Genomic DNA, 24575 nt, shown 5'->3' with positions numbered 1-24575 from the left:
AAGAACTTATAGGGGGTCATTTTAACATGAATAATAATAAAGTACTACATTATTATATTTTATCAGATTCAATTGGAGAAACTGCTCAAAAGGTGGCAAAAGCCTCTTTCGCACAGTTTCCTAATGTCAATACAGTATCACATAAATATACATTTATTTCAAACCATGAAACACTTCAATCTATTCTTGAAGATGCAAATGAACATGATGGTTTAGTGTTTATGACAATTGCCGATGCAGAACTTGCTAAATTTGCTGAAAAATATTGCATTAAGACTGGTTTAATTTGTTATAACTTAATTCAACCTTTCACTTTAGAAATTGCTCGTCGATTAGAAACTGAACCATCTGCTATCAGTGGTGCCCAATATGAATTATCAGAAGATTATTTCGATCGCATTCGTGCCATGGAATTCTGTCTAGCTTACGATGATGGTAAAGATCCTAAAGGTTTACGCGAAGCTGAGATTGTTATTCTAGGTATTTCTCGAACTGGTAAAACACCATTAAGTATGTATCTAGGTACTTTAGGCTATAAGGTCGCAAACTTACCTTTAATTCCTGAAAAGGAAGTCACACCGATTCTATACGAAATCGATCCAAAGAAAATCATTGGTTTAACGAATAGTTCTGCTGTAATAAATAAACATCGAGAATCGCGTATGAAGGAATACGGCATAGGTACGGGTTCAAAATATGCTTCTAAAACACGTGTCAATGAAGAGTTGGAATACGCTCATAAAATTTATGAAGAGTTAGGTTGTCCAATTATTAATGTTTCTGATCGTAGCATTGAAGAATCAGCGAGTATCGTCATGGAAGTCATGAATTTACCACAAAGAATCTAATATCAAAATAAACACTAACGCATACTTGGCTCTCAAAGAGCGAAATATACGTTAGTGTTTTTTTAACTTAAAATATCTGTCATTAAATTCGGATTATAAGACTTCGCTTTAAACATAGCGATTTCTTCTTTATATGGGGCAACTTTAACCTTTTCTTTCTCAGGAAGTGGCACCCAAGGTGTTTCTAGAATCTTAGGTATATGACTTAATTGTGGATGATGAACAATTACATTCAATGTGTCAAAGCCAATAGATCCTTCACCAATATTAGCATGTCTATCTTTATGGCTCTTAAAAGGATTTTTTGAATCATTGATATGTAAGACTTTTAACCGATCTAAGCCAATCACTTTATCAAATTCGTTCAAAACTCCATCTAAATCATTCACAAGATCATACCCCGCATCATAAACGTGACATGTATCTAGGGTAACTGATAATTTCTCATTGAAAGTAACGCCATCAATAATAGCGGCTAACTCTTCAAAGTTTCTACCAATCTCTGTCCCCTTACCTGCCATGGTCTCTAAAGCAATCTGAGGTGATTGTTCAGATGTTAACACTCCATTCAAGCCGTTGATAATTTGCTTAATCCCAACTTCAGCACCCGCGCCCACATGTGCACCTGGATGCATCGTAATTTGAGTGGCACCAATAGCTTCTACGCGTTCAATTTCTTCTCGTAAAAATTGCATCGCAAATTCATGGTAGCCTTCCTTCGTTGTATTAGCGAGATTAATAATGTATGGAGCATGAACGGTGAAAAATTCAATACCCTTCCCCTTCATAAACGCCTTCGCTTCTTCAATTCTAAACTCAGAGACTTCTTTACGACGCGTGTTTTGAGGCGCACCAGTGTAAATCATAAAGATATTACTTCCGTAAGATGCTGCTTCTTGAGCAGCACCTAAAAGCATCTCTTTGCCTTTCATTGAAACATGTGATCCGATATACATGATATCTCTCCTTGTTTGTTAAACCTTTAAATTACTTTTTACTTTCTTTAACTGAAATATTTAATTCACGCAATTGGTCATTACTTACTCTACTTGGAGCTTGTGACATTAAGTCTAAGCCGCGTCCTGTTTTAGGGAAGGCAATTACTTCACGAATGTTTGGTTCTTGAGCTAGAATCATAACTAAACGATCTAATCCTAATGCAATTCCGCCGTGTGGTGGGAAGCCATAATCTAACGCGTCTAATAAGAAACCAAATTGACCATATGCTTCTTCTTTAGTGAAACCTAATAAACCAAACATTTGTTCTTGCATTTCACGAGTATGGATACGAATACTTCCTCCTCCAATTTCATAACCATTTAAAACAATGTCATACGCATTTGCTAACGCATCTGCAGGATTGTTTGATAATTCAGAGATATCTGAATTTTGTGGTGATGTGAATGGGTGGTGCATGGCAACATAACGCTTGTTGTCTTCATCATACTCAAGTAATGGCCAGTCTACTACCCAAAGGAAAGCTAATTCAGATGGGTCATATAATTCGTGCTTAGATCCTAAGTGAAGTCTAAGTGCGCCTAATGAGTCTGCTACGACTTTTGTAGAGTCAGCCATAAAGAAGATGATATCTCCTACTTTAGCGTCTAACGCATTGGTTAAGTAGTTGTAGTCTTCTTCTGATGAGAAGAATTTTGCAATTGGACCGTTAAAGCCATCTTCTGAAACTTTTGTCCATGCTAGACCTTTCGCTCCATATGGTTTAACTACGTTATATAATTCGTCTGCAGTTTTACGCGTATAATCGTCTGCATGACCTTTTAAGTTGATTGCTTTTACTTGACCACCGTTATCAACTGCACCTTTGAACACTCCAAAGTCAGTTGTTTTAGCGAAGTCTGAAAGATCCACTAATTTCATTTCGAAACGAATGTCAGGTTTATCTGAACCGTATTGATCCATCGCTTCTTGATAAGTCATTACTGGGAAATCTTCAGTGATTTCAATGCCTCTAGCTGCTTTCGCTACTGCTTTTAACATATCTTCAGTAAATTCTTGAATTTCTGCTTGAGTTAAGAAACTTGTTTCAATATCAACTTGTGTAAATTCTGGTTGACGGTCTCCACGTAAATCTTCATCACGGAAACAACGTACGATTTGGTAATAACGGTCCATTCCCGCACCCATTAATAATTGTTTGAATAATTGTGGTGATTGCGGTAATGCAAAGAAATGACCTGCGTTATTTCGTGTTGGAACTAAATAGTCACGTGCCCCTTCAGGTGTTGACTTAGTTAAGTAAGGTGTTTCAACATCGATAAAGTCCAAATTATTTAAGAATTGACGAATTGTTTGAGTCACTTGGTGACGTAAACGAATGTTGTTGAACATCTTCGGACGACGTAAATCGATGAAACGATTACGTAAACGTACTTCTTCATCAGTTTCAATGCTATCTTCAACATAAATTGGCGGTGTTTTACTTTTAGCAAGAACTGTTAATTCAGTGGCTAATAATTCAAATTCACCTGTTGGAATTTTAGGGTTTACTTGCTCATCTGCACGACGTTTTAAAGTCCCTGTGACTTCAACAACGTATTCACTTCTTAAGTGATCTGCTTCATCCATTTGTTCTGGAATATATTGAGCGTTGAAGACTACTTGACAGAAGCCTTCTCTATCACGTAAGTCAATAAAGATAACGCCACCTAAGTCACGGCGCTTTTGTACCCACCCTTTTAATGTTACCTCTTTATCTACAAATGATTCATTAATTAAACCTGCATAAGTCGTTCTCTTTTTCATTAGTATTTACCTCCAAAATATTTGTCAATGGCTGATGTATCAACAGTTAATTTGCGATACTCGCCCATAAAGTCTGTCATTAAATCATCAAAAGCAACTTCGGTTTGTTTCCCAGTTCCTTGATGTTTTACTTGGACTTTTCCTGTTTCAATCTCTTGTTCTCCAATCGTAATCACAAGCGTTGTATTTAATTTATCAGCTGTCTTAAATTGTGATTTCATGCTTCGATTTAAGTAGTCACGATCAGCAACTAAACCATCTTTTCTAGCTGCATGAACAACTTGTAATGCCATCATATTTGCCTCTTCACCTAAGCTCATCACAAAGATATCTAGGCCTTCAGATTCAGGAATGTCAACGTCTTGATTCTCTAATAGAAGCATTAATCTTTCTAAACCAATACCGAAACCAAAGCCAGGTGTCTTTGGTCCGCCTAATTGTTCGACTAAGCCATCATAGCGTCCACCACCACATACAGTGGACTGTGCCCCAATAGAATCGTCAGTAGCCAGGATTTCAAAGATTGTATCTTGATAATAATCTAGGCCACGAACAATAGTTGGTGTCACAGTGAATGGAATATTCAGCGCATTTAGTAATGCTTGAACTTCATCAAAGTGTTTCTGACTTTCTTCGCCTAGAAAATCTAGAATAACTGGCGCAGACTCAGCTAAAGCTTTGTCTCTCTTATCTTTTGAATCGATAATACGCATTGGGTTATCAGCCAGACGTCTTTGCGAATCTTCACTTAATTGATCTTTAAGGGGTGTAAAGTATTCGATTAAAGCATTACGATAATTCTCACGTTCTTCAGGTTTTCCTAAAGAGTTAATGTGTAGTGATAAATTTGATAAACCTAATTCATCAAATAAATCCATCGCTAATGCAATACCTTCCACATCAGTCGCAGGATTTGTACTACCAAACACTTCGATTCCTAATTGATGGAATTGACGCTGTCTTCCAGCTTGTGGTCTTTCATAACGGAACATAGGCTCCATATAATAAACTTTTAACGGCTGTGGATGTTCAGGTCCATGCAATTTATGCTCGATATAAGCACGGGCAATTGGTGCCGTTCCTTCTGGACGTAAAGCCAGGTGACGGTCCCCTTTATCCATAAAATCATACATTTCTTTAGAAACTATATCTGTCGTATTCCCTACAGATCGTTTAAATAAATCAATCGATTCGAATAAAGGTGTTCTAATTTCTTTAAAGTTATATGAATCTAATACTGCACGAGCAGTATCTTCAACATAATGCCATTTATCAATATTAACTGGCAGAATATCTTCTGTTCCTTTTGGTTTTTTTAACATAATTTACCTCCATAAATATAAAAAAGCCCTACAGCAAGTTGCTATAGGACGTCTTCAACGCGGTACCACCTAAATTTGTAACAATATATATTATTACCTTAGAACTGTAACGTAGTTAACGGAACAACTTTGCATTGTTCATCTCCATAGTGTCTTCAATGGCTCATCTTCTACTTTCAGCGGAATGAGAAGTCTCTGTTATTGAGGCATTTACTTGGCTACTTCAACGATTTTATTAAAATACTCCTTTATTATAGAGTCTAATTAAAATTTAATCAACTAATTTATTAAAGGTTTCAAATTAAATCGTTTCCAAGCAATGTTTCTTCTACTATGATAAAATATATGAGGTAATCAGCAAATGATTTAAAACCAAACTAATGACATATTAATCGGCTTGTCTACTCTTTATATTGAAAATCTATGTTGCCTTAACGGATTTATAACAAACATATTACTATTGAGTGACAAAGGTTAATCGTATTTGAATTTATGTTACACAATTTATATAATAAAATTAATATCTTTAAAATTTTTGTAGGAGTGGGGGGATTTTATCAATACCTTCAATATATTCTTAAAACGACTTTATACTAAAAAGTATTTTCCACCTTTTATTACATTCATTTTAATTTTACTTAGTTCCATTGCTATCTTAAGCTTAACAACGAGTGAATTAATGATGATAGAAAAAGAGTCTGTCGTTTTAAGAAGTCAACCAGCAACAAATAGCCAAGCCATTGATACCATCGATATAAACTCTACTGTGAATGTTATATCCGAACGAAATGGTTGGTTACGAGTGCGTTATAAAGGAACATCTGAAGGTTGGATTCCAAAGTGGTTACTTGATAACGATAATTTAGTAACTGATCAAAATCTTGCCGCTCATTTGCTTGTTGTATCACCAATATATTCTGAGCAAACAACTGATTCACAGCAGTTAGCTGACATTGATGCGGGCACTTATTTAATTGTTAATTTCGAAAGTAATGGCTGGGTGCAAGTTGTCTATGAGAACCAATATGGCTATATTCCAACGAGTTCTGTAGAGTTAATCCATCAAGATGCGATTCCTGAATCAGTACCTGACCCTGAATCAACAGAAGAATCTTTACCAGATGAAATGACGCAAGAAGAATTAGAAGAAGCTGAAAGATTAGTAATCGTACGACAAGAAAACCAAGCCTTCTTATCAGCACCGGATTTATATTCGGACATCATCTATACACCATCTATCAATCAACGCTTTAAACTCATTGATATTACTACTGGTACAGATGAAACTGAGTTCTATTTGGTTGAAGATGAAACTGGTATTAGAGGATACATTGAATCTCGTATCGCTGCCCTTGGAAGCGACTCGTTAAATCATGTCGGCACAACCAATCCTGGTTCCTTAGCCGACGCAACCATAATGATTGACGCAGGTCATGGTGGCGAAGATTCTGGAGCGATTAGCTTAGATAATATTACATATGAAAAAGATGTTACTTTACGGACAGCAGAAATCTTACAGGAGAAATTGGAAGCTGCTGGTGCGACTGTTCTTCAAACTCGTTCAACTGATGAATTCGTTGACTTAGATGAGCGAACAATCCTAAGTAACGAAGCCAATGTCGATGCATTCTTATCACTTCACTATGATTCGTCACCTGTGCCTGATTGGCACGGGACCACGACTTATTATTTCCATGAAGATGACTTTGATTTAGCTGATAATATTAATCAACAACTGGCTCAGTTTGAATTGCCAAACAATAACGTTGTCTTTGGTAATTATCATGTTCTAAGAGAGAATAATCGACCAAGTGTTCTATTAGAGCTCGGATATATGAGTAATAGTACTGATATTGATTATATTCGTTCTCAAGAATATCTTGATCGTATTACTGACTTAATTGTCGCTGGTTTAGAAAATTACTATAATCAGTAATATAAATATAAAAATGACGCTATCACATTCAACGTGATAGCGTCATTTTTATTGATTTATAAACTTCTATTTTTTGAATCTAAGAGAATTGTTACCGGACCATCGTTTATAATTGATACTTTCATATCAGCACCAAACTTTCCGACTTCAACTTTGTAGCCGTACTCTCGCAAAGCTTGGTTAAAATCTTCATACAATGTGTTTGCCATATCAGGCTTCGCTGCATTGGTAAAACTTGGCCGGTTCCCTTTTTTTGTATTACCATATAAGGTAAATTGGCTAATCGATAGAATATCTCCACCAACATCTGATAAAGAAAGGTTAACTTTACTGTCCCCATCTTCAAAAAGTCGCATATTGGCTACTTTTCTAGCTAAGTAAGCAACATCTTCTTGAGTATCCTCATGCGTCACGCCAACTAATAACACGTAGCCTCGGTCTATTTGTCCGAAAATTTCGCCGTCGACTTTAACATGACTCTCTAAACTTCTTTGAATTAAAACTCGCATCATAACAACCTTTCTTTTGAACTATCAATAACTATTGAATAAAGAATATTATCCCGTCACACGTTTTACTTCATAGACATCTGGTATATTTTTCAATTTATTAATTAAATCATCTAACTGCATCGTATTCGAAACAGCCACTTTAAGTGATACTGTAGCGGAACTATTTTTATCTCGTTTCCCGTTAACACTTAGTAAACTTTTCACTGTATGGCTGACAACATGCAGAACATCATTAATTAAGCCGGCTCGATCAAAACCAATAATGAATAATTCTGTGATATATTCTTCGGTTGGTTGGAATTCTTGATCCCATTTAACATCAATTAATCGATCGTTTAATTCCGTTTCTGCTAACAAATTAGGGCAATCTTTACGGTGAACTGAAATCCCTCGTCCACGTGTAATATAACCAATAATTTCATCACCAGGAACTGGATTACAACATTTACTTAAGCGAATCATTAAATTATCGGCACCTTCAACCACAACACCACTCTCATGGACGGTTCTTTGGCGTTGACGATTTGAAGCCTCTTTTGAAATAGTTGTGTCATTATCAAGCATTTCTTCTTCAGCTTTTTCTTGTTTTAAATCTAAGAAGTTAATTATCGTTGACACACTAACCTCACCTAATCCAATGGAAGCAAATAAATCCGTTAAAGTATTGAAGTTAAAGCGCTCTAATAAACTAGCTTCGACTTTTTTATTATTTAATACTTTTAGTGAGTGGCCTGTTTCTTTCAGTTCTTTTTCTAAGATACTTTCGCCAAGTTCACTATTCTCTTCAAGGTCTTGGAGTTTAAAGAACCGTTTAATTCGGTTGCGGGCTTTACTCGTATTAGTAAACTTCAACCAATCACGACTGGGTCCGTTCGAATTTGAATTAGTCAATATGTTAACAATGTCACCATTCTTCAGTTTATAATCTAAGGCGACAATTCGTCCGTTAACTTTAGCACCAATTGTTTTGTTCCCTATTTCGGAGTGAATGTGATAAGCAAAGTCAATCGGACCAGAGCCTGTTGGAAGTTCCATCACTTCTCCGTTTGGTGTAAATACATAGACTTGATCTTTAAATAAATCTTCTTTAACAAAATCCATAAATTCACTGGCATCTTTAGCATCATCTTGTAATTCAACTAAATCACGGAACCATGTCATCTGTTTATTGATACTATCTTCTTCATCAACCTTACTTGTCTTACCTTCTTTATAAGCCCAATGAGCTGCCACCCCATATTCAGCAACCATATGCATTTGTTTAGTTCTAATCTGAATTTCAACGGGTTTGCCACTCGCTCCTATAACGGTCGTATGAATCGATTGATACATATTCGCTTTTGGCATGGCAATATAATCTTTAAATCTGCCAGGCATTGGCTTCCACTGCGTATGCACAGCTCCCAATACAGCGTAACAATCTTTAATTGAATCAACAATGACTCGAATAGCTAATAAGTCATAAATATCATCAAATTCTTTTCTTTGGTCCACCATCTTACGATAAATAGAATAAATATGTTTCGGTCTTCCTGAAATATCTGCTTCAATCCCTAACTCTTCAACCGCAACTTTAATCTCATCAATTGTTTCTTGAATAAAGTTCTCGCGTTCCGTACGCTTCGTGTCCATCTGATTCACAATTGAATAGTAGTATTCTGAATTAACATAACGCAATGCAATGTCTTCAAGTTCCCACTTAATGGAGCTAATCCCTAAGCGATCAGCTAACGGTGCATAAATATCAATCGCTTCTTGTGATTTCTCAATCTGCTTTTCTTTACGCTGAAATTTCATCGTTCGCATATTATGTAATCTATCGGCTAATTTTACGATAATTACTCGTAAATCTTTACTCATTGCGAGTAACATTTTTCGATGGTTTTCGGCCAAAGCCTCTTGTTTACTTTGGAATTTCAATTTACCTAGTTTAGTAACTCCGTCAACTAAAAATGCAACGACTTCACTAAATTCATTCCGGATATCATCCAATGTTCGATCCGTATCTTCAACGACATCATGTAACAAACCTGTAGCGATTGTTGAAGGATCTAATTGTAACTCTGCCAAAATACCTGCTACTTGAATGGGGTGAATAATATAAGGTTCACCGGATAAGCGAAATTGGTCTTTATGAGCTTCCGTTGCATAATCAAGCGCACGCTGAATAAACTCCAAACTACTGTCATTCATGTACTTTGCACATAAATCAATTACCTCTTGTGCTGAAAAATCTTGTCCTTGCAAATTTATTCACCTCACTTCTTAAAATATAAGCGCAATTATAACCTAATTATACTCATTTAACAATATTGTGTTTTTTTCTTTGTATTTCATTATAACAAAAGACTGTGCCTTTGTTTAGCACAGCCTTTATTTGTGTTTTAAATTAGCTTAATAGTTATCATTAGATGTCGATAGTGTTCCTGATACAATTGCGATTCCTTTTGAAGCTCCAATACGCGTTGCTCCAGCTTCAATCATAGCGATGGCTTCATCATAATTACTTACGCCACCACTTGCTTTAACACCTAAATCTGGACCTATGGCTTCACGCATTAATTTAACATCAGCTAGCGTCGCTCCTCCAGTAGAGAATCCAGTTGAAGTCTTAACAAAGTCTGCTCCAGATTCTTTAACGACTTCTGATGCTTTACGTTTCTCGTCATCTGTCAATAAAGACGTTTCAATAATTACTTTGGTTGTAATTGACTCATCAACCGCTCCAACAACTGCTTTGATTTCTTCTAGAACATAAGCCCAGTCTCCATCTTTAGCACGAGAAATATTGATGACCATATCAATCTCATCTGCGCCATCTTTGACAGCTTGTTGTGCTTCAAAAACTTTTACTTCCGTCGCATTTGCGCCTAAAGGGAAACCAATGACCGTACAAACTAAGCTATCTGAGTCTTTTAATAATTCTTTGGATTTTGCAACAAATGCTGGGTTAATACAAACTGATTTAAAATTATATTCTGCTGCTTCTTGGCATAATTTTTCAATTTGTTCCTCAGTTGCATCTGCTTTTAATAAGGTGTGGTCAATATATTTTGCTAATTCCATTCTATCTCCTCTTTCTATACTTCTAAATGATAACTCATTGCGCTTAAAGCGTATATAGGTGCCGTTTCGGCTCTTAAAATCCGTGGACCTAAACTACATTCAATATACCCTACTTCTTTCAATTTGGCTACTTCTAACTCTGTTAAACCACCCTCTGAACCAAAGACGATGATTAAATTATCCCCTGCTTGAACTTCTTTCAAGGTTTCTTTAAGTTGGCCGTGTTGTCCTTTCTTAGCAGTCTCTTCATAAGCAATTAATTTATGCTTATAATTATCGGCTTCTTTTTGCAAAGTATCAATGGTAGATAAATGATTAATCTCTGGGATCACATTACGGTGGCATTGTTCTGCTGCTTCTTTACTAATGCGTTCCAGTCGTTCGATTCGGTTACTAATTTTATTACCTTTCCACTTTACAACATCTCTGTCCAATGCCAAAGGGATAAATTCATTCATCCCGCATTCGGTTGCCTTTTGAACAATTAAATCAATCTTGTCATTCTTTGATAAACCACAAGCAATAGTTACTTGAATGGGTAATTCAGTTTGTTGGTCTTCTAAAGCATTTATAATTCGTAAGTTTGCTACGTTATCTTCAATTGTCTCTATCTTTGCTTTATAAGCGATATTTGTTGAATCTACGATTATAACTTCGTCATCAATCTTTCCTCGCATCACTCGAACAATGTGATGATTATCAACTTTTTCTAGTTGAATCTGTTGATTAACTTCTAGGGCTTGATTTGAAAAATAACGTTGCATTAGTCCATATCTCCCTTAACAACAATATAATTTACCCATTCTCTCATCTGAGTTTTTTGATAAATTTCAAAGTTGTGAGTTTCAATTGCTTCTTCAATAAACGACGCTTTCTCATTTAAAATACCGCCTAAAATCAGATACCCATTGTCATTCAGCAATTTATGAGCATCAGAGAATAAATTTACTAGAATATGCGGCAAAATATTCGCAACAATGACATCCGCTGTTTGGTCAATCCCTTTTAGTAAATCATTTTCAATAAAGCGAATTTTTTGCGCGTCGATTAGATGACTAATCATTTCATGATTCTTTTGGGCATTTAAGTTACTAATGGCAGCATTGACTGCTTGAGGATCAAAATCCATCCCTAACACTTCTTTAGCTCCAAAAACAGAAGCAATAAAACTTAAGATTCCTGTCCCAGTGCCTACATCAAGAACGGTTTCTCCCCCTTGCATAACCATCTCAAGTGCCTGAGCACTAAGGCGAGTTGTCGGGTGATTCCCAGTACCAAAAGCAACGCCTGGATCCATAAAAATGACTTGTTCAAACGGTGCAGCTTCATAATTATCTTGCCATTCAGGCACAATGGATAAAAAGCGAGAAATTCGCTCTGGTTTATAATATTGCCTCCAATTTTCATGCCAATTTTCAGTTTCTAAATCAGCCACTTCAATCTTAAAATCACTTGTTCCAACAGTTTTTAATTGTTCTTCAAGTTTTTCTAAATCAATCTCAGATTCATAATAACCAATCACTTCGACGGGATGATTTAAGTAATCTTCAGGTAGTTCTTCTGGAATTTCACCAAATAAATTAGGATGATTTTCTAAATACCCTTGTGCATATTTAATTTCATTGCCTACTGCACCCGCTTCATTTAAATAGTAATTGACTAAATCTATATCCACTGTTTGCAAGGAATCTAACGTTACTTTTATTTCTTTCCATATTTTATCCATATTCAACACTCCTTAATTAATATCTTCATGATGTGGAAAATAAATGGGCGTTTTACTATAGCGATTGCTTTCAATTAAGCGGTTTTGGATTGCTTCAAAGTCACTCCATTTCCATTTCAATGAAAATTCTTCCACATCCGTTTCTGAAAGAAAATCAAGCCACTTGACATCAACAGAAGACGATAATTTTTTTAAGTATTTAACAATTACTAAACATTTTCCGTAATCAATTCCACGCTCACTATTCACTGGTATTGACACAATGTAATCCTTATCACTGAAGCGTTTATAACCGTCCTTGTAAATCATAATTTTTATATTATATACGAGGTCAGTTTGATGGCTGATGTTGTCATAATTATCTATAAAAGAAAGATTATTCGGATTTTCTAAATTCATTTGGAATATTAACTCAATCGCATTCTCTCGCTCTTGCCATTCAATAGCCCATTCACAATGAAAATAAGACTCCTCAATAAGTTGTTCAAACACATTTAATATATTTGCTCTATTCATTCATACACCACCTATTTAATCATTACATATTATGACTGATTTTCTAAGATAATTCAATTTAATTAACAACCACCAAGCTTATAATATGACATTAAAATTATTTGTTTTTTTCTCGCTATGTAGATATATTTTGTGAAAATATCATTTTACCCTTGTTATTCAAGACTTAACGCATTATAATGGATTAGCAATTTGTCTAATTTCATGGCATAATAAATGAAATTTAGTCTTTAAACTTAAACAAAATCGCTACTTTAGAGTTTTGCTTTGATATTTATTCAAAGTCATAGTAAACTTATAATGTGATTAATCTAAAGTGCCATTCTAATAAAAATATATAATATACGAGGTGAATATAATGGCAGAAAAAAACTTAACAGCAAAAGATATTTTGCAAAAAGAGTTTAATAAATCTGTTCGTGGATACAATACTGCTGAAGTTGATGAATATTTAGATAGTATCATCAGAGATTATGATTCTTTCCAAAAAGACGTAGTTTATTTAAAAAATGAAAACGAACGTCTCATCAGTAAAGTGGATGAATTAACTAAACAACTTGCTTTAGCTAAGAAAAGTACACCAAACTCTCCAGGGAGTGGCGTGACAAACTTTGATATCTTAAAACGCTTATCTAATTTAGAGAAGCATGTTTTCGGTTCGAAAATTGACAACACGGACAATACGATCGATTACTCTAAAGCAACAAAATATTAATAAATGACTGAGTAAATTTCGGATAATCGCGGTTATTAAATTAACTGAGGAAAGTCCATGCTCGCACAAGCTGAGATGCTTGTAGTGTTCGTGCTTAACGAAAAAATAAGTTAAGGTACCCTATTAGGTTAACGGCGAAAGAACTATCTAAGGCTTCGGCTATGATTTAGTAATTTGTAAAGTGCCACAGAGACGACGCTTATAGGAAACTATAAGATTGGAACGCGGTAAACCCCTCGAGCGAGCAACCCAAACATTGGTAGGGGCATTTCTTCGAGTAGTAAATGAACAAAAGAAGAGAACGATATTATTATCGTAGATAGATGATTATCCATTATCCCTAGTTCCTATGCTAGAGATAATGACAGGACATGGCTTATAGAAATTTACTTATTCATAGGATTATTTAATTGACTCTGGAATCAGAGTCTTTTTTTATGTAAACTTAAAGCGTAATAAATATTGGAGTGAAAATTATGAAAACTTATTCGTTATTAGCAACTTCAGCGGCTGGAATTGAAGCCCTTGTTGCTCGAGAATTAAAATCATTCGGTTACGAAACTCAAACTGAAAATGGACTGGTTCGTTTTGACGGAACTGCAAAAGATATTGCCTACGCTAACCTTTGGTTACGTACTGCAGATCGCGTAAAGATAATCTTTGGTGAATTTGATACAAAAACATTTGACGATTTATTCAACCAAACGTATGACTTACCTTGGGAAGATATTCTTCCGATGGATGCAGAATTTCCAGTAAGTGGAAAATCAATCAAATCAACATTACACAGTGTTCCTAATGTGCAACGTATTGTTAAAAAAGCCATTAGTAAGCGACTGATGGACTTCTATCACCGCCGTACTGACTTACCAGAAACTGGTGCCCTTTACCCGATTGAAGTAGCCATTAGAAAAGATCACGTCATGTTAACTTTAGATACAAGTGGATCAAGTTTATTTAAACGTGGGTACCGTGAACATAAGGGAACGGCTCCAATGAAGGAAAATATGGCAGCGGCGTTAGTTATGTTAACAACTTGGCATGATGACCGTCCTTTATATGACCCTACTTGTGGTTCAGGTACGATCCTTATTGAAGCAGCTTTAATGGGACATAACATTGCCCCTGGTTTGAAACGTGAATTTGCTGGTGAAAAATGGGATTTAATGAATGAACATTCAGATATCTGGGATAAAACACGTCAAGAAGCTAAAGAAGCAGCGGATTACGATAAAGAATTACAAATCTATGGTACTGATGTTGATGGACGGATGATTGAAATTGCGAAAGACAATGCACGCGAAGCAGGTGTCGGTGACTCCATCGAATTCAAGCAAATGCAATTATCTGATTACCGCCCTACAACTGATTATGGAATCTTAATTTCTAACCCTCCATATGGGGACCGTATGTTATCAGAAGAAGATGTCCAAAACATTTATCGCCAAATGGGTGAATTATATGAAACGATGCCTACTTGGAGTAAATACATCATCACAAGTGATGATAAATTCGAAGAATTTTATGGTAAGAAGGCTACTAAAAAACGTAAATTATATAATGGCCCATTGAAGGTAACCTACTATCAATACTGGGGAACGAAGTAACTCATACCCTTGTAGATTAACAAAAAGCTTGTTGACTGGCGTCTTGCTAAATCAACAAGTTTTTTTATAATTGCTCTAATTCTAATTCGGAATATCTTATATCCTTTGCTATCTTTCCTTCTTTTCTCAATGCTTGCCTAGCTAAGGAATCTGCGCCACGATTTTGAGCTTCAGGAATCCAATTAGCGAAAAATGTAGGCGAATCATTCAATGTTTTTAATATATAATCGAGTAACTTTTTATATTCTTTATTCTTAGCAAATTTTTTGTCTATGGATTGGATGACAATTTTACTATCTGACTGATACATGATAATCTGATTGATATCAAGATGTGTTTTAACAAAGTTTAAAGCACCGATTAATGCTAAAAACTCAGCCACATGGTTATCAACGACTTCAGATATATGTATTTTAATTAATTCTTGTTGTTTACCATGATTGATTTGGATTCCGATACCGGACTCTTGAGTTTTAGGATTAAAAGCAGCATCTGTACTTATTTTTATCATTTTTGACCTCTTATTCTTTTATGAAAGGAACTGACTATGACTGATATCACACCAATGCCTAATAATGCTGAAAATTATTATAGAAAAGCAAGCAACGCTCTAGAAAACAACCAATTCAATAAAGCGATTCAATACTTAGAAAGTAGTTATAATCTTGAATCTAACCCACTCGTTTTCACTGAATTAGTTAGATTATATATTGCTTTTAACAAGCAAGAACAGCTAACTAGATTATGGGAACAGGACCAATTTACATTGGATTTTATCTCACAATCCTCAGAGCTAACAAGTTTGTATGCCCAATCTCTACCGATTATGAGCCCAACGAGCGAAAGTTTAAATAAATTATATCAATTGAGAGATTCAATTCAAAGTTCAACTGCGACGACTGAATTAAATAAAGCCATTACAACCATTTCGGATTTATTAAATGTAAAGCAAGAAATAAATGCTTTAACAACTAAAGAAAGAATTGAGGCATATGCGAAACAGTTACTAGAGAAGTCCCATTTTGAAGTCTTATCTAAATTAAAACTCGTTTATCAAACTGATTTAGACAAGAATTTACCACTTCTGAAAGTACTTCTAAATGATGACAATCTTTTGAATTTTATTAAAAATGACATCTTACATTATATAATTATTAATGGTGAGTTTTTAGATATTGACTATACGTGGCTAAATGTAGAGAAGCATATCCAAACGAAACAGTTAAAGCCTTATACAAGTACGGACTTTTATCAAACAGGTATACGGATCATCGAAGATTATTTCTCACAAACTGATCCTCACTTTGCTAAACAAATTCTAGAATTGTTCAATTTGCATGCGATGGTTTTTTATCCTTTTTATGATGAGGCTATTTCAGATCCACAAAAATGGTTAAACTATACATTATTACAATTCGGCTTAGAAAATGAGATAATTGATATTCTTACAAAACAGGAAAAGGAGTATTACCAACTTGCTCAAGACGAATTAGCACAATTATTCCACGCGTAAATAAAGAGGCCCTCCACAATAAATGGAAGGCCTCTTTACTTATACTCTATCTAAATCTTAAAGAAATAAATTAAAGACATGCCTGACGATATTCAAGGCCTGCCTTTATTAATTTGTTGTCTTTACTTCTTCATATTCGAACATAATATCTTCGTCTTCCACTTGCTCTGGAAGCGATACAAACGATTCAATATCTTTGAAGTTTACAATTGTACGGTCTTCGCAAATATCACGCATCGTAATATCAGATTTACTCCAATATATCTCAACAACGGCACTATTAGTTAATAGTTTGATAATTATTCCGGTCATCTTACTATCTCTGAATTTAAACTCGATCTGATTACCAACTTCAGGACGAATTTTATCCTTTACACTTTCAATCTTGATAAGTCCTTTATCGTAATCAACGTCTAAAATCGCTGCAATACGGGATTTACTCGTACCTCTTCTTAGTTCACGCTCAATAATCTTACGTTCACTTGCTGTTACGTTTTCTGCACTCACGTTAATTCCCTCTTTCCTCGTTGACCTTAACGCTCACTAATACAATTATAACGTATTTTCAAATATATTGCTCACAATATGCTTTTTAGGTTTCACCAGTAATTAAAACGTCAATCGCTTGACCCAAAATCTCAATCTCTAATGGCAATTCTGGTCCATTATCCCCGTCGACGTTAGTAGTAATCGATTCATTATTGATTGACTCAATTTTAAATTTCTGGTCGGATAATCTGAAGATATTATCTGCATCTAAATTAGATAACCCAACCTCGAGTCCTGCTCGAATCGTACTTATTGGCGTATGTCCTTTTATTGCGGATAAGTAACCTTTACCGTCATTGTAATTGGCTCCTGGAACCATAAATTCAACGCCACCAATGCTGTTTGTTAGACCAACAAATAATAAATTTGTTTTAATATCTGTGGCCGTACCATCTGAAGCTGTCACTCGAACTTCATAACCTTTATCGGTAAAGAATGCTTTCATACCGTCTCTTACATAAGCAAGAGCGCCGAAGCGATTCTTATCATCTGAAGCTGTCGTCATTACTTCTTCCGCAATTGGTCCTAATGCAATTACATTAATAAATATACGATCATTTACTTTTCCAACATCTAATTTATCGATCGAAACAGTTTGAAAATCTTCAATCGCTTTTTTTGCGTTCATTTTATATCCCAATGCACGGCCTAAATCATTAACCGTCCCCATTGGAACAAAGCCAAATACCGGCTTATCTTGAGCTTCAATAATTCCATTTACCGTTTCTGACACTGTACCATCGCCACCTAAGCAAATGACTGTGTCAAATCCATCTTTTGTTGCATTTTTACTCCATTTTGTTGCATCGAATTCTTCTTCAGTAATTTTTATCTCAACTTTAGATTGATGATAATCTTCAAGAACATTCTTTAATTTTTGAGCATACTTTTCTCCATACCCTTTTCCTGCAACTGGGTTTGTTATTAACAATACGTTTTTCAGCATAAAATTCACCATCTTTGTGATATATTTATTATTATCTAAATAATATTATACCAATTTAGATAATAATTCACATCTATAATATGATTTTTCTATTACATTTATATGAATTTTAGCTAAAACCTGTTACCATTCTTGATTTAATAGTATAATATATATTCAGAAAACTGTAGTATGCAACTACAAGGAGGACAAATAATGAAGAAAGAATTTAAGGTGTTATTATACTATAAATACGAGACTATTGATGATCCTGAGCAGTTTAGAGAAGAGCATCTAGCCTTTTGTAAAAAAACTGGCCTAAAAGGACGTATTTTAGTTGGAACTGAAGGTATTAATGGAACTGTTTCTGGTACAATCGAACAAACAGAGAAATATAAAGAATTTTTACATTCTCTTCCAGGATTTGAGGACGTATGGTTCAAAGAAGATCCTGCTGATGACTATGCTCATAGTAAAATGTTTGTGCGTGTACGTGAAGAAATCGTTTCGTTAAACTTAGAGGATGACATCGATCCACTAACAACAACAGGTAAACATTTAAAACCAAAAGAATTCCGTGAAGCGCTAGAAGACGAAGATACCATTGTATTAGATACACGTAATGATTATGAATATGACTTAGGTCACTTTAAAGGTGCGCTTCGCCCTGAAATTCGTAACTTCCGTGAATTACCTGAATGGGTAATAAACAATAAAGAGAAATTCATGGACAAAAAAGTCGTTGTTTATTGTACAGGAGGCGTACGTTGTGAGAAGTTCTCTGGTTGGATGCTTCGCGAAGGTATCACAACAGAAATTGGCCAATTAGAAGGTGGAATTGATACATACAGTAAAGACCCAGAAACTCAAGGGGATTTATGGGAAGGTCAAATGTACGTCTTTGATGAGCGTATCTCAGTACCAATTAACCGCGTATCACCGACTATTGTTGGTAAAGATTACTATGACGGAACGCCTTGTGAACGTTATGTAAACTGTGCAAACCCAGATTGTAATAAACAAATATTAAGTTCAGAAGAAAATGAAGCAAAATATGTCCGTGGATGTTCACCAGAATGCCGTCGTCATCCGCGCAATCGTTTTGTAAGCGAGCATCATCTTACAACTTCTGAATGGCAAAATCGCTTAGAAGCCATTGGGGAATCTTTAGAGAATACCGAAACGGCTTAATAATAAATTTTAACAGGAAGATGGTGAATCAATGACTGATAAACATTCAAAAAATAATTCTAATGATAGTAAGTTTTTTGATATTTCATTTGACGAGCCTATTGAAGATAGCCACTCAAATCGTAAAGTTCCGTCTGAAGATACTAATGAATCAAATAACCATCCCTCTTCTAATAAGTGGGATAACTTTTATGATGATTTTCAAGAGGAACAACAAGAACGCTATTCTGATATTCGGAAGGAAAGCTCTTCTAACTCGGACTTTAATAAAGAAAATACATCACCCGATAATAAATTCGATCCGAATAAATCAAGTTTAATGATAAACCGGTCAATTAAACGGGTTCAAAAGTTATTTAGCGAAACAAATGAAGCGCCCTCTTCTACTTATTCAGATATTAAATCAGCGAAAAGCCGAGATTTAAATGAACGAGCCAAAAGAGCCTCTCTTAACACAAGCAACATTCCGTTAAGAGATGATGCAATCAAACGAAATATTGTAAGAGAACGCAGAGAATCAGAACTCAATGATCAGCTTTATTCTGATAAAAGTGCCTATAAGCCAGTCTTTTCATTATCTGATACAGAAGATAATAAAGAGGAGCCGTTGAATAATAACTCAACACACAATGCGGCTTCTGATCTCCCAAGTCCTGATCGATTATTAGCTGAACGAGAACGACGTCGTAAAGAAAGAATCACACAACTTGAAAGTATGAGTTCGGACAAAGAAATTGAAGATTCGTATCAAACAACTAAGTCACCGTCAGCTTCAACAAACGACAATCATGACGATTCTAAGGATACTGATAACAAACCAATTGTTCCAGTAATGCCTATACCTCAAGTGATTGACCCTACTCCACTTGCGGGTGAAGCAAATGTACCTGATTCTGAGTCTCGAATCCGAACAAATGACTTTGATGATGTTGAAAAGCAAGCTAAGATAGATGACGCTGAGCAATTTGAAAGTCAATCAGATGAACACTGGGCTGATTCAATGGATTCAATACATGTGTTCAACCCTAATGATGAAACCGTATCAGCCGCTCCCTTAGGTCAAAGCATTGAAAATCCCGCTGGGACTGCGGCATTAGCCGGAGGGGTTGCTGCAAGTACGGACTTTGATGATGAAACTGATGAAGAGGCAATCGATCCTAAACAACACAAACGTCAAAAGAAAAAAGATAAATACTCATTAAAAAACTTTTCATTAAAAGAAAAAACATTTTTTGGTATTAATGTTACTTTCAATGTTATTAAACGATTAATTATGTATTTAATTATTATCATCGTCTTAACAGGAGCACTCATTGGTGGTACAGGTATCGGATTCTTTGCGAATCTTGTAGCAAATACGCCCCCTCCTAATGAACGAGAGATGGCAGAGCAGATTAATCGTCTAGATCAACAAAGTACATTGTATTATGCTGACGGAAACCCAATTGCCAATGTCCGGACAGATATTGTTCGTTCTGTTGCAAATCTAAACGATATTTCAAATTATATTGTCGATGGTTTTATTGCAACTGAGGATGAATATTTTGCAGAACATCCGGGAATTGTTCCAAAAGCATTGCTTCGTGCTGTTCTCCAAACTTTCTTAACGGGTTCGGGTACAGGTGGTTCAACGCTAACACAGCAATTAGTTAAGCAACAAATGCTAACAAATGATGTCACTTTCTTTAGAAAAGCGAATGAAATTCTTTTAGCTTTAAGATTAGAAAACTATTTTACTAAAGAAGAAATATTAACGGCTTACTTAAATGTGTCTCCTTTTGGTAGAAATAACAACGGAGATAATGTGGCTGGTATTGTAGAAGCAGCCGAGGGTATTTTTGGTGTAGCACCTGAGGATGTTACTTTAAATCAAGCCGCATTCTTAGTCGGTCTTCCTCAAGACCCGTATACTTATACTCCTTACGATCAAAATGGAGAAATCCGTGACGAGGCTTCCCTTCAATTTGGTATCGAACGAATGAATGAAGTTTTATATCGTATGTATCGTGCTGAAAAAATTACTAAAGACGAATATGAAACAGCCATTGCTTATGATATTACTCAAGACTTCTTGCCACCCGAGCCGCGTGAAGAAATTCGTCAATCATACTTATATCAAGCGGTTATGAATGGTGCCATTGAGGAACTTATGTTATTGAACATTCAAGACGATGGATACTCATGGAAGCAAGTCTATAGTGATGACGAATGGTACAATGAATATTACTTTGCGGCTGAAGAACAGTTACGTACTGGGGGTTACCGCGTATATTCTACAATCGATAAAGAAATTTATGACCAACTCCAAGAGTCAGCTAGAGCCTATGAGGATCAGCTTGGTGCGGTTTATGATGGTGTCTACACTGACCCTGAGACTGGTGTGGAAACATACTATGTGGAAGAAGTTCAAACTGGTTTAGTTGCAATTGATAACAATACAGGTGCGGTCCTTGGATTCGTAGCGGGAACTGATTTTGAGAATAACCAAATTGACCACGCTTTCCAAATGCGTCGCTCACCAGGTTCAACCATTAAACCGCTGGCCGTTTACGGACCTGCAGTGGAGAACAATATCATTAACCCTTCTACAGTTATTCCGGATACAGCTTTTGTAGAAACTTATGAAGATGGTTCAACTTGGGCACCAACGAACTATGGTAGTGTTGTGAGTGATACATTAATGACCGCTCGAACTGCCCTATTAAGATCAGATAATATACCTGCGGTTCGTATTTATGACGAATTGCGTTCTCAAGGTATTCCTATCATTGATTATCTTGAGCGCATGGGCTTCAATACTATTGACTCATATACTGAAGAAGATACAAACAACTTAGCCTTTTCTCTAGGTGGTGTGACTACTGGTCCTACTGTTCTAGAAGAAACACGTGCTTTCTCAACGTTTGCTAACGGTGGAGAGTACGTAGACGGTCACTATATTGAACGTATCGAGGATGCTTTTGGTAATGTTGTATTCCAACAAAACGAAACTCCAACACGTGTATTCTCGGAAGATACGAATTATATAATGATTGATATGTTACGAGATACTATGACTGAAGGTACCGGACGTACAGCGAATGAATACATGAATGTGCCAGGTGACTGGATTGCAAAATCAGGTATTAGTGAAAACTCTAAAGATATATGGTTTATTGCTTCCACCCCATCGATTACAATTGGTTCTTGGATTGGTTATGATTCAAGATATGCTGATTATACGATTGATGTGAATGATGGTTTTGACCGTGAAAGTGTTCGTAGTCAAATTTATTGGTCTCGTATTGTAAATGATTTATATGAACTTCGCCCAGAAATTTTCGGTACGGAAGAAACTTTCGTCCAACCTGATTCTGTCCGAGAACAAACTGTTCTAGAACAAACGGGTACACTTCCAGGTAGATTTACTTACAATAGCAATACTTATCAGTTAACTGGACCAACGAAGACAGAGCTATTCAAGGTTTCTAACCCCGCACCTGAGTTAACTTTTGACTTTATGTTAGGAGCTACTGAAGAAGATCTTGCTCGATTCTGGAATAATGTTCGTTCAACTCAAGAGCAACAAAGAAGACAGCAACAGCAACAGCAGCAGCAACAATCATCACAAGAAAGTGTTGAAAGTAATGAAGGCGATGAAAGTAATCAGGATGAATCTACTGAAGATGAAACAACAGAGAATCCAGATGAAAATAATAACCCAAGCAATGAGGAACAACCGGCAGAGTCAACACCGGAAAGTTAATAATCAAGAAAAGACACTGAGTACTACTTTATTAGTAGTTTTCTCAGCGTCTTTTTATTATATTTGAATTATATTACATTCTGTTCTAACGCAATAACGCTCTATTTAAGACATGTTGTTAATTGTTTAACCTTCTATCTATTCAGAAGACAAATAGGCTGTCATAGTCAAATTTCTTTGATTCACCTCATATAACAATCAAACTAATGAAAATAGTCCCACTAAACTGTTAACTAAACAATTTAGTGGGATTTTTTTCATAAACATTTAAATTTAGTCTGTGTGTAATGTTGATCCACGATGTTTGATCTTATATGGTAAGATGACTTGTTTCTCTTCAACTTCTTCATTACTCATAATTTTAGTTAACAGACGCATCGCAACCGCACCAATATCATATAAAGGTTGTTGGATACTTGTTAATTTTGGTCGTACAATTTCGGTAACGATTGAATTATCACTTGTAATCACTTCTAAGTCTTCAGGTACTTTAAAGCCTGCGTCTAAAGCAGCGTTCATTAATGCCGCAGCAAATGTATCTTCTTTAACGATAACACTATCTGCTTTAAGCGTTTGTAGTTCTTCTAACACTTTATCTGCATCTGTATATCTTAGTGCTTGTTGGATAACTAAATCTTCATCAAACTCTACACCTTTTTCTTCATATGCAACTTTAAATCCTTCTAAGCGATGTTGAGACGTTAATAATTCTGGCTCATCAGTCACTAAAACAACGCGACGTCCGTGTTCTAATAATTCTGCTGTGATTTCTTTTGTAGCAACCGTGTGATCAATATTCACACTATAATATTCAGGGTTGTTAACTAAAGTACCAGCAAAAACAACAGGGGTAGAAGTACGTTCGATTTCTTTACGGATAAACTCTGAAACATTTTGTCCCATAAAGATAATTCCATCTACTTGATTCGCAAGTAATGTATTAAATACTTGTACTTCCTTCTCTTGACTCTCATCGGAGTTTGCTAAGATAATGTTATATTTGTACATTGATGCAATATCATCTATTCCTCGAGCTAAAGATGAGAAGAATAAATTTGTTACACTTGGTAAAATAACTCCAACTGTCGTCGTTTTTTTACTTGCTAAACCACGAGCTACAGCATTTGGTCGATAATCTAATCTTTCAATGACTTCTGAAACCTTTTTGCGTGTACTAGGTTTAACATTCGGATTACCATTGACAACACGAGATACCGTTGCCATAGAAACCCCTGCTTCACGAGCGACATCATATATTGTAATTGTTTGTTTTTCCATAGGGCTAACCTTCTTTCAAATAAGTATCTACTTGTTGTAAATTTATCACAATTCATTTTTTATTGCAAGCGTTTTATTTCCAGTGAATTACGATTTAAGCAATGTTTTTATGAAAATGATATAAATATACCCAAGACTATATGTTCCTATATTTTCATGAAAATGTCAATAAAAAATGTGAATAATACATTAAATTGGTTCTACAATAAATAGGGTTGATGACAAAAATTAAAATATCATCAACCCTATCTTTGTGTCTTCTAAAAGACGCAGATATTCGTTATATTAAAAGTACCACCAAATAACATAAGGAGAATATCTACGCATGAACCATTTTATCCAAAAAACCTTTCAATTAAAAGA

20 protein-coding genes, 1 other RNA gene and 1 other annotated feature are annotated in these 24575 nt (G+C 35.4%); of the genes, 8 read left to right on the top strand and 13 right to left on the bottom strand.

Annotated elements, in window-relative coordinates; translation table 11 throughout:
• Positions 1–26: 26 nt before the first annotated feature.
• Entirely contained in the window at positions 27–848 is an 822-nt protein-coding gene (locus ACEN3Z_RS05235; RefSeq protein WP_407089929.1) for a pyruvate, water dikinase regulatory protein, read from the top strand.
• A 62-nt stretch (positions 849–910) separates the two neighbouring features.
• Here the strand turns inward: ACEN3Z_RS05235 and ACEN3Z_RS05230 are convergent, their stop codons facing one another.
• Genes ACEN3Z_RS05230 through hisS form a run of 3 tightly spaced genes read right to left on the bottom strand, consistent with a single transcriptional unit; the run spans position 911 to position 4933 of the window.
• Entirely contained in the window at positions 911–1804 is an 894-nt protein-coding gene (locus ACEN3Z_RS05230) for a deoxyribonuclease IV (protein ID WP_407089928.1), read from the bottom strand.
• 31 nt (positions 1805–1835) lie between these two features.
• The gene (gene aspS / locus ACEN3Z_RS05225; protein WP_407089927.1) at positions 1836–3611 is read right to left on the bottom strand and encodes an aspartate--tRNA ligase; all 1776 of its coding nucleotides are present in this window, start codon (positions 3609–3611) and stop codon (positions 1836–1838) included.
• Positions 3611–4933, bottom strand: a complete 1323-nt coding sequence (gene hisS, locus ACEN3Z_RS05220; protein ID WP_407089926.1) for a histidine--tRNA ligase — start codon at positions 4931–4933, stop codon at positions 3611–3613. The genes aspS and hisS overlap by 1 nt, the downstream gene beginning before the upstream one ends.
• Before the next feature lie 41 nt (positions 4934–4974).
• Positions 4975–5169 (bottom strand) — a binding site (T-box leader).
• A gap of 443 nt (positions 5170–5612) precedes the next feature.
• Here hisS and ACEN3Z_RS05215 point away from each other — a divergent pair.
• Positions 5613–6869: an N-acetylmuramoyl-L-alanine amidase gene (locus ACEN3Z_RS05215; protein WP_407089924.1), complete on the top strand. Its 1257-nt coding sequence runs from the start codon at positions 5613–5615 to the stop codon at positions 6867–6869.
• 56 nt (positions 6870–6925) lie between these two features.
• Here ACEN3Z_RS05215 and dtd read toward each other — a convergent pair whose 3' ends face one another.
• The 6 genes from dtd to ACEN3Z_RS05185 form a co-directional block, all read right to left on the bottom strand.
• The gene (gene dtd / locus ACEN3Z_RS05210; protein ID WP_407089950.1) at positions 6926–7378 is read right to left on the bottom strand and encodes a D-aminoacyl-tRNA deacylase; all 453 of its coding nucleotides are present in this window, start codon (positions 7376–7378) and stop codon (positions 6926–6928) included.
• Positions 7379–7426: 48 nt separating this feature from the next.
• Entirely contained in the window at positions 7427–9574 is a 2148-nt protein-coding gene (locus tag ACEN3Z_RS05205; protein ID WP_407089949.1) for a RelA/SpoT family protein, read from the bottom strand.
• 201 nt (positions 9575–9775) lie between these two features.
• A complete protein-coding gene (deoC, locus tag ACEN3Z_RS05200; protein ID WP_407089923.1) occupies positions 9776–10447 on the bottom strand; it encodes a deoxyribose-phosphate aldolase in 672 nt (223 codons plus the stop codon).
• Between the two features lie 14 nt (positions 10448–10461).
• On the bottom strand, positions 10462–11211 hold the full coding sequence (locus ACEN3Z_RS05195) for a 16S rRNA (uracil(1498)-N(3))-methyltransferase (protein WP_407089922.1): 750 nt from the start codon (positions 11209–11211) through the stop codon (positions 10462–10464).
• Positions 11211–12173: a 50S ribosomal protein L11 methyltransferase gene (prmA, locus tag ACEN3Z_RS05190; RefSeq protein ID WP_407089921.1), complete on the bottom strand. Its 963-nt coding sequence runs from the start codon at positions 12171–12173 to the stop codon at positions 11211–11213. Before prmA ends, ACEN3Z_RS05195 begins: the two co-directional genes overlap by 1 nt.
• Positions 12174–12185: 12 nt before the next feature.
• Positions 12186–12689 (bottom strand): DUF3013 family protein, encoded by a 504-nt coding sequence (locus tag ACEN3Z_RS05185; RefSeq protein ID WP_407089920.1) that lies wholly within the window; start codon positions 12687–12689, stop codon positions 12186–12188.
• 358 nt (positions 12690–13047) lie between these two features.
• Between ACEN3Z_RS05185 and gpsB the strand changes: the two genes are divergently transcribed.
• The 3 genes from gpsB to ACEN3Z_RS05170 all read left to right on the top strand — a co-directional run bounded on the left by gpsB (position 13048) and on the right by ACEN3Z_RS05170 (position 15011).
• A complete protein-coding gene (gpsB, locus tag ACEN3Z_RS05180; RefSeq protein WP_138403948.1) occupies positions 13048–13404 on the top strand; it encodes a cell division regulator GpsB in 357 nt (118 codons plus the stop codon).
• A gap of 14 nt (positions 13405–13418) precedes the next feature.
• Positions 13419–13788: RNase P RNA component class B (gene rnpB / locus ACEN3Z_RS05175), an RNA gene on the top strand.
• A 92-nt stretch (positions 13789–13880) separates the two neighbouring features.
• A complete protein-coding gene (locus tag ACEN3Z_RS05170) occupies positions 13881–15011 on the top strand; it encodes a class I SAM-dependent RNA methyltransferase (protein ID WP_407089919.1) in 1131 nt (376 codons plus the stop codon).
• 64 nt (positions 15012–15075) lie between these two features.
• Here the strand turns inward: ACEN3Z_RS05170 and ACEN3Z_RS05165 are convergent, their stop codons facing one another.
• Positions 15076–15522 (bottom strand): ribonuclease HI family protein, encoded by a 447-nt coding sequence (locus ACEN3Z_RS05165; RefSeq protein ID WP_407089918.1) that lies wholly within the window; start codon positions 15520–15522, stop codon positions 15076–15078.
• Positions 15523–15558: 36 nt separating this feature from the next.
• Between ACEN3Z_RS05165 and ACEN3Z_RS05160 the strand changes: the two genes are divergently transcribed.
• A complete protein-coding gene (locus tag ACEN3Z_RS05160; protein WP_407089917.1) occupies positions 15559–16524 on the top strand; it encodes a hypothetical protein in 966 nt (321 codons plus the stop codon).
• Positions 16525–16632: 108 nt separating this feature from the next.
• On the opposite strand, the gene ACEN3Z_RS05155 is transcribed toward ACEN3Z_RS05160, so the two are convergent.
• Both ACEN3Z_RS05155 and ACEN3Z_RS05150 read right to left on the bottom strand, forming a co-directional pair.
• The gene (locus tag ACEN3Z_RS05155) at positions 16633–17031 is read right to left on the bottom strand and encodes a DUF2187 family protein (RefSeq protein WP_138403952.1); all 399 of its coding nucleotides are present in this window, start codon (positions 17029–17031) and stop codon (positions 16633–16635) included.
• 85 nt (positions 17032–17116) lie between these two features.
• Entirely contained in the window at positions 17117–18019 is a 903-nt protein-coding gene (locus ACEN3Z_RS05150) for a diacylglycerol/lipid kinase family protein (protein WP_407089916.1), read from the bottom strand.
• A gap of 195 nt (positions 18020–18214) precedes the next feature.
• Here ACEN3Z_RS05150 and ACEN3Z_RS05145 point away from each other — a divergent pair, with 195 nt between their 5' ends.
• Together ACEN3Z_RS05145 and ACEN3Z_RS05140 are read left to right on the top strand one after the other, a co-directional pair.
• Complete coding sequence (locus tag ACEN3Z_RS05145) at positions 18215–19189, top strand: rhodanese-related sulfurtransferase (protein WP_407089915.1); 975 nt, start codon at positions 18215–18217, stop codon at positions 19187–19189.
• Between the two features lie 31 nt (positions 19190–19220).
• The gene (locus ACEN3Z_RS05140; protein WP_407089914.1) at positions 19221–22934 is read left to right on the top strand and encodes a transglycosylase domain-containing protein; all 3714 of its coding nucleotides are present in this window, start codon (positions 19221–19223) and stop codon (positions 22932–22934) included.
• A gap of 273 nt (positions 22935–23207) precedes the next feature.
• Here the strand turns inward: ACEN3Z_RS05140 and ccpA are convergent, their stop codons facing one another.
• A complete protein-coding gene (ccpA, locus tag ACEN3Z_RS05135; RefSeq protein ID WP_407089913.1) occupies positions 23208–24212 on the bottom strand; it encodes a catabolite control protein A in 1005 nt (334 codons plus the stop codon).
• Between the last annotated feature and the right edge of the window lie 363 nt (positions 24213–24575).

It is taken from the genome of Ruoffia sp. FAM 26254 (assembly GCF_045528545.1).
In the GTDB taxonomy this organism is placed as follows: Bacteria; Bacillota; Bacilli; order Lactobacillales; family Aerococcaceae; genus Ruoffia; species Ruoffia halotolerans.
The sequence above is the reverse complement of the archived record's forward strand: the minus strand, read 5'-3'. Positions and strand labels throughout refer to the sequence as shown.

Bases quoted from the DNA above. Each gene is read 5' to 3' on its own strand.
- ACEN3Z_RS05195 (WP_407089922.1), bottom strand. From the start codon at position 11,211: ATGCAACGTTATTTTTCAAATCAAGCCCTAGAAGTTAATCAACAGATT.
- deoC (WP_407089923.1), bottom strand. From the start codon at position 10,447: ATGGAATTAGCAAAATATATTGACCACACCTTATTAAAAGCAGATGCA.
- hisS (WP_407089926.1), bottom strand. From the start codon at position 4,933: ATGTTAAAAAAACCAAAAGGAACAGAAGATATTCTGCCAGTTAATATT.
- ACEN3Z_RS05150 (WP_407089916.1), bottom strand. From the start codon at position 18,019: ATGCTGAAAAACGTATTGTTAATAACAAACCCAGTTGCAGGAAAAGGG.
- aspS (WP_407089927.1), bottom strand. From the start codon at position 3,611: ATGAAAAAGAGAACGACTTATGCAGGTTTAATTAATGAATCATTTGTA.
- gpsB (WP_138403948.1), top strand. From the start codon at position 13,048: ATGGCAGAAAAAAACTTAACAGCAAAAGATATTTTGCAAAAAGAGTTT.
- ACEN3Z_RS05215 (WP_407089924.1), top strand. From the start codon at position 5,613: ATGATGATAGAAAAAGAGTCTGTCGTTTTAAGAAGTCAACCAGCAACA.
- ccpA (WP_407089913.1), bottom strand. From the start codon at position 24,212: ATGGAAAAACAAACAATTACAATATATGATGTCGCTCGTGAAGCAGGG.
- ACEN3Z_RS05165 (WP_407089918.1), bottom strand. From the start codon at position 15,522: ATGATAAAAATAAGTACAGATGCTGCTTTTAATCCTAAAACTCAAGAG.
- ACEN3Z_RS05140 (WP_407089914.1), top strand. From the start codon at position 19,221: ATGACTGATAAACATTCAAAAAATAATTCTAATGATAGTAAGTTTTTT.
- ACEN3Z_RS05160 (WP_407089917.1), top strand. From the start codon at position 15,559: ATGACTGATATCACACCAATGCCTAATAATGCTGAAAATTATTATAGA.
- ACEN3Z_RS05185 (WP_407089920.1), bottom strand. From the start codon at position 12,689: ATGAATAGAGCAAATATATTAAATGTGTTTGAACAACTTATTGAGGAG.
- ACEN3Z_RS05230 (WP_407089928.1), bottom strand. From the start codon at position 1,804: ATGTATATCGGATCACATGTTTCAATGAAAGGCAAAGAGATGCTTTTA.
- ACEN3Z_RS05145 (WP_407089915.1), top strand. From the start codon at position 18,215: ATGAAGAAAGAATTTAAGGTGTTATTATACTATAAATACGAGACTATT.
- ACEN3Z_RS05235 (WP_407089929.1), top strand. From the start codon at position 27: ATGAATAATAATAAAGTACTACATTATTATATTTTATCAGATTCAATT.
- dtd (WP_407089950.1), bottom strand. From the start codon at position 7,378: ATGCGAGTTTTAATTCAAAGAAGTTTAGAGAGTCATGTTAAAGTCGAC.
- ACEN3Z_RS05205 (WP_407089949.1), bottom strand. From the start codon at position 9,574: ATGAATGACAGTAGTTTGGAGTTTATTCAGCGTGCGCTTGATTATGCA.
- ACEN3Z_RS05170 (WP_407089919.1), top strand. From the start codon at position 13,881: ATGAAAACTTATTCGTTATTAGCAACTTCAGCGGCTGGAATTGAAGCC.
- prmA (WP_407089921.1), bottom strand. From the start codon at position 12,173: ATGGATAAAATATGGAAAGAAATAAAAGTAACGTTAGATTCCTTGCAA.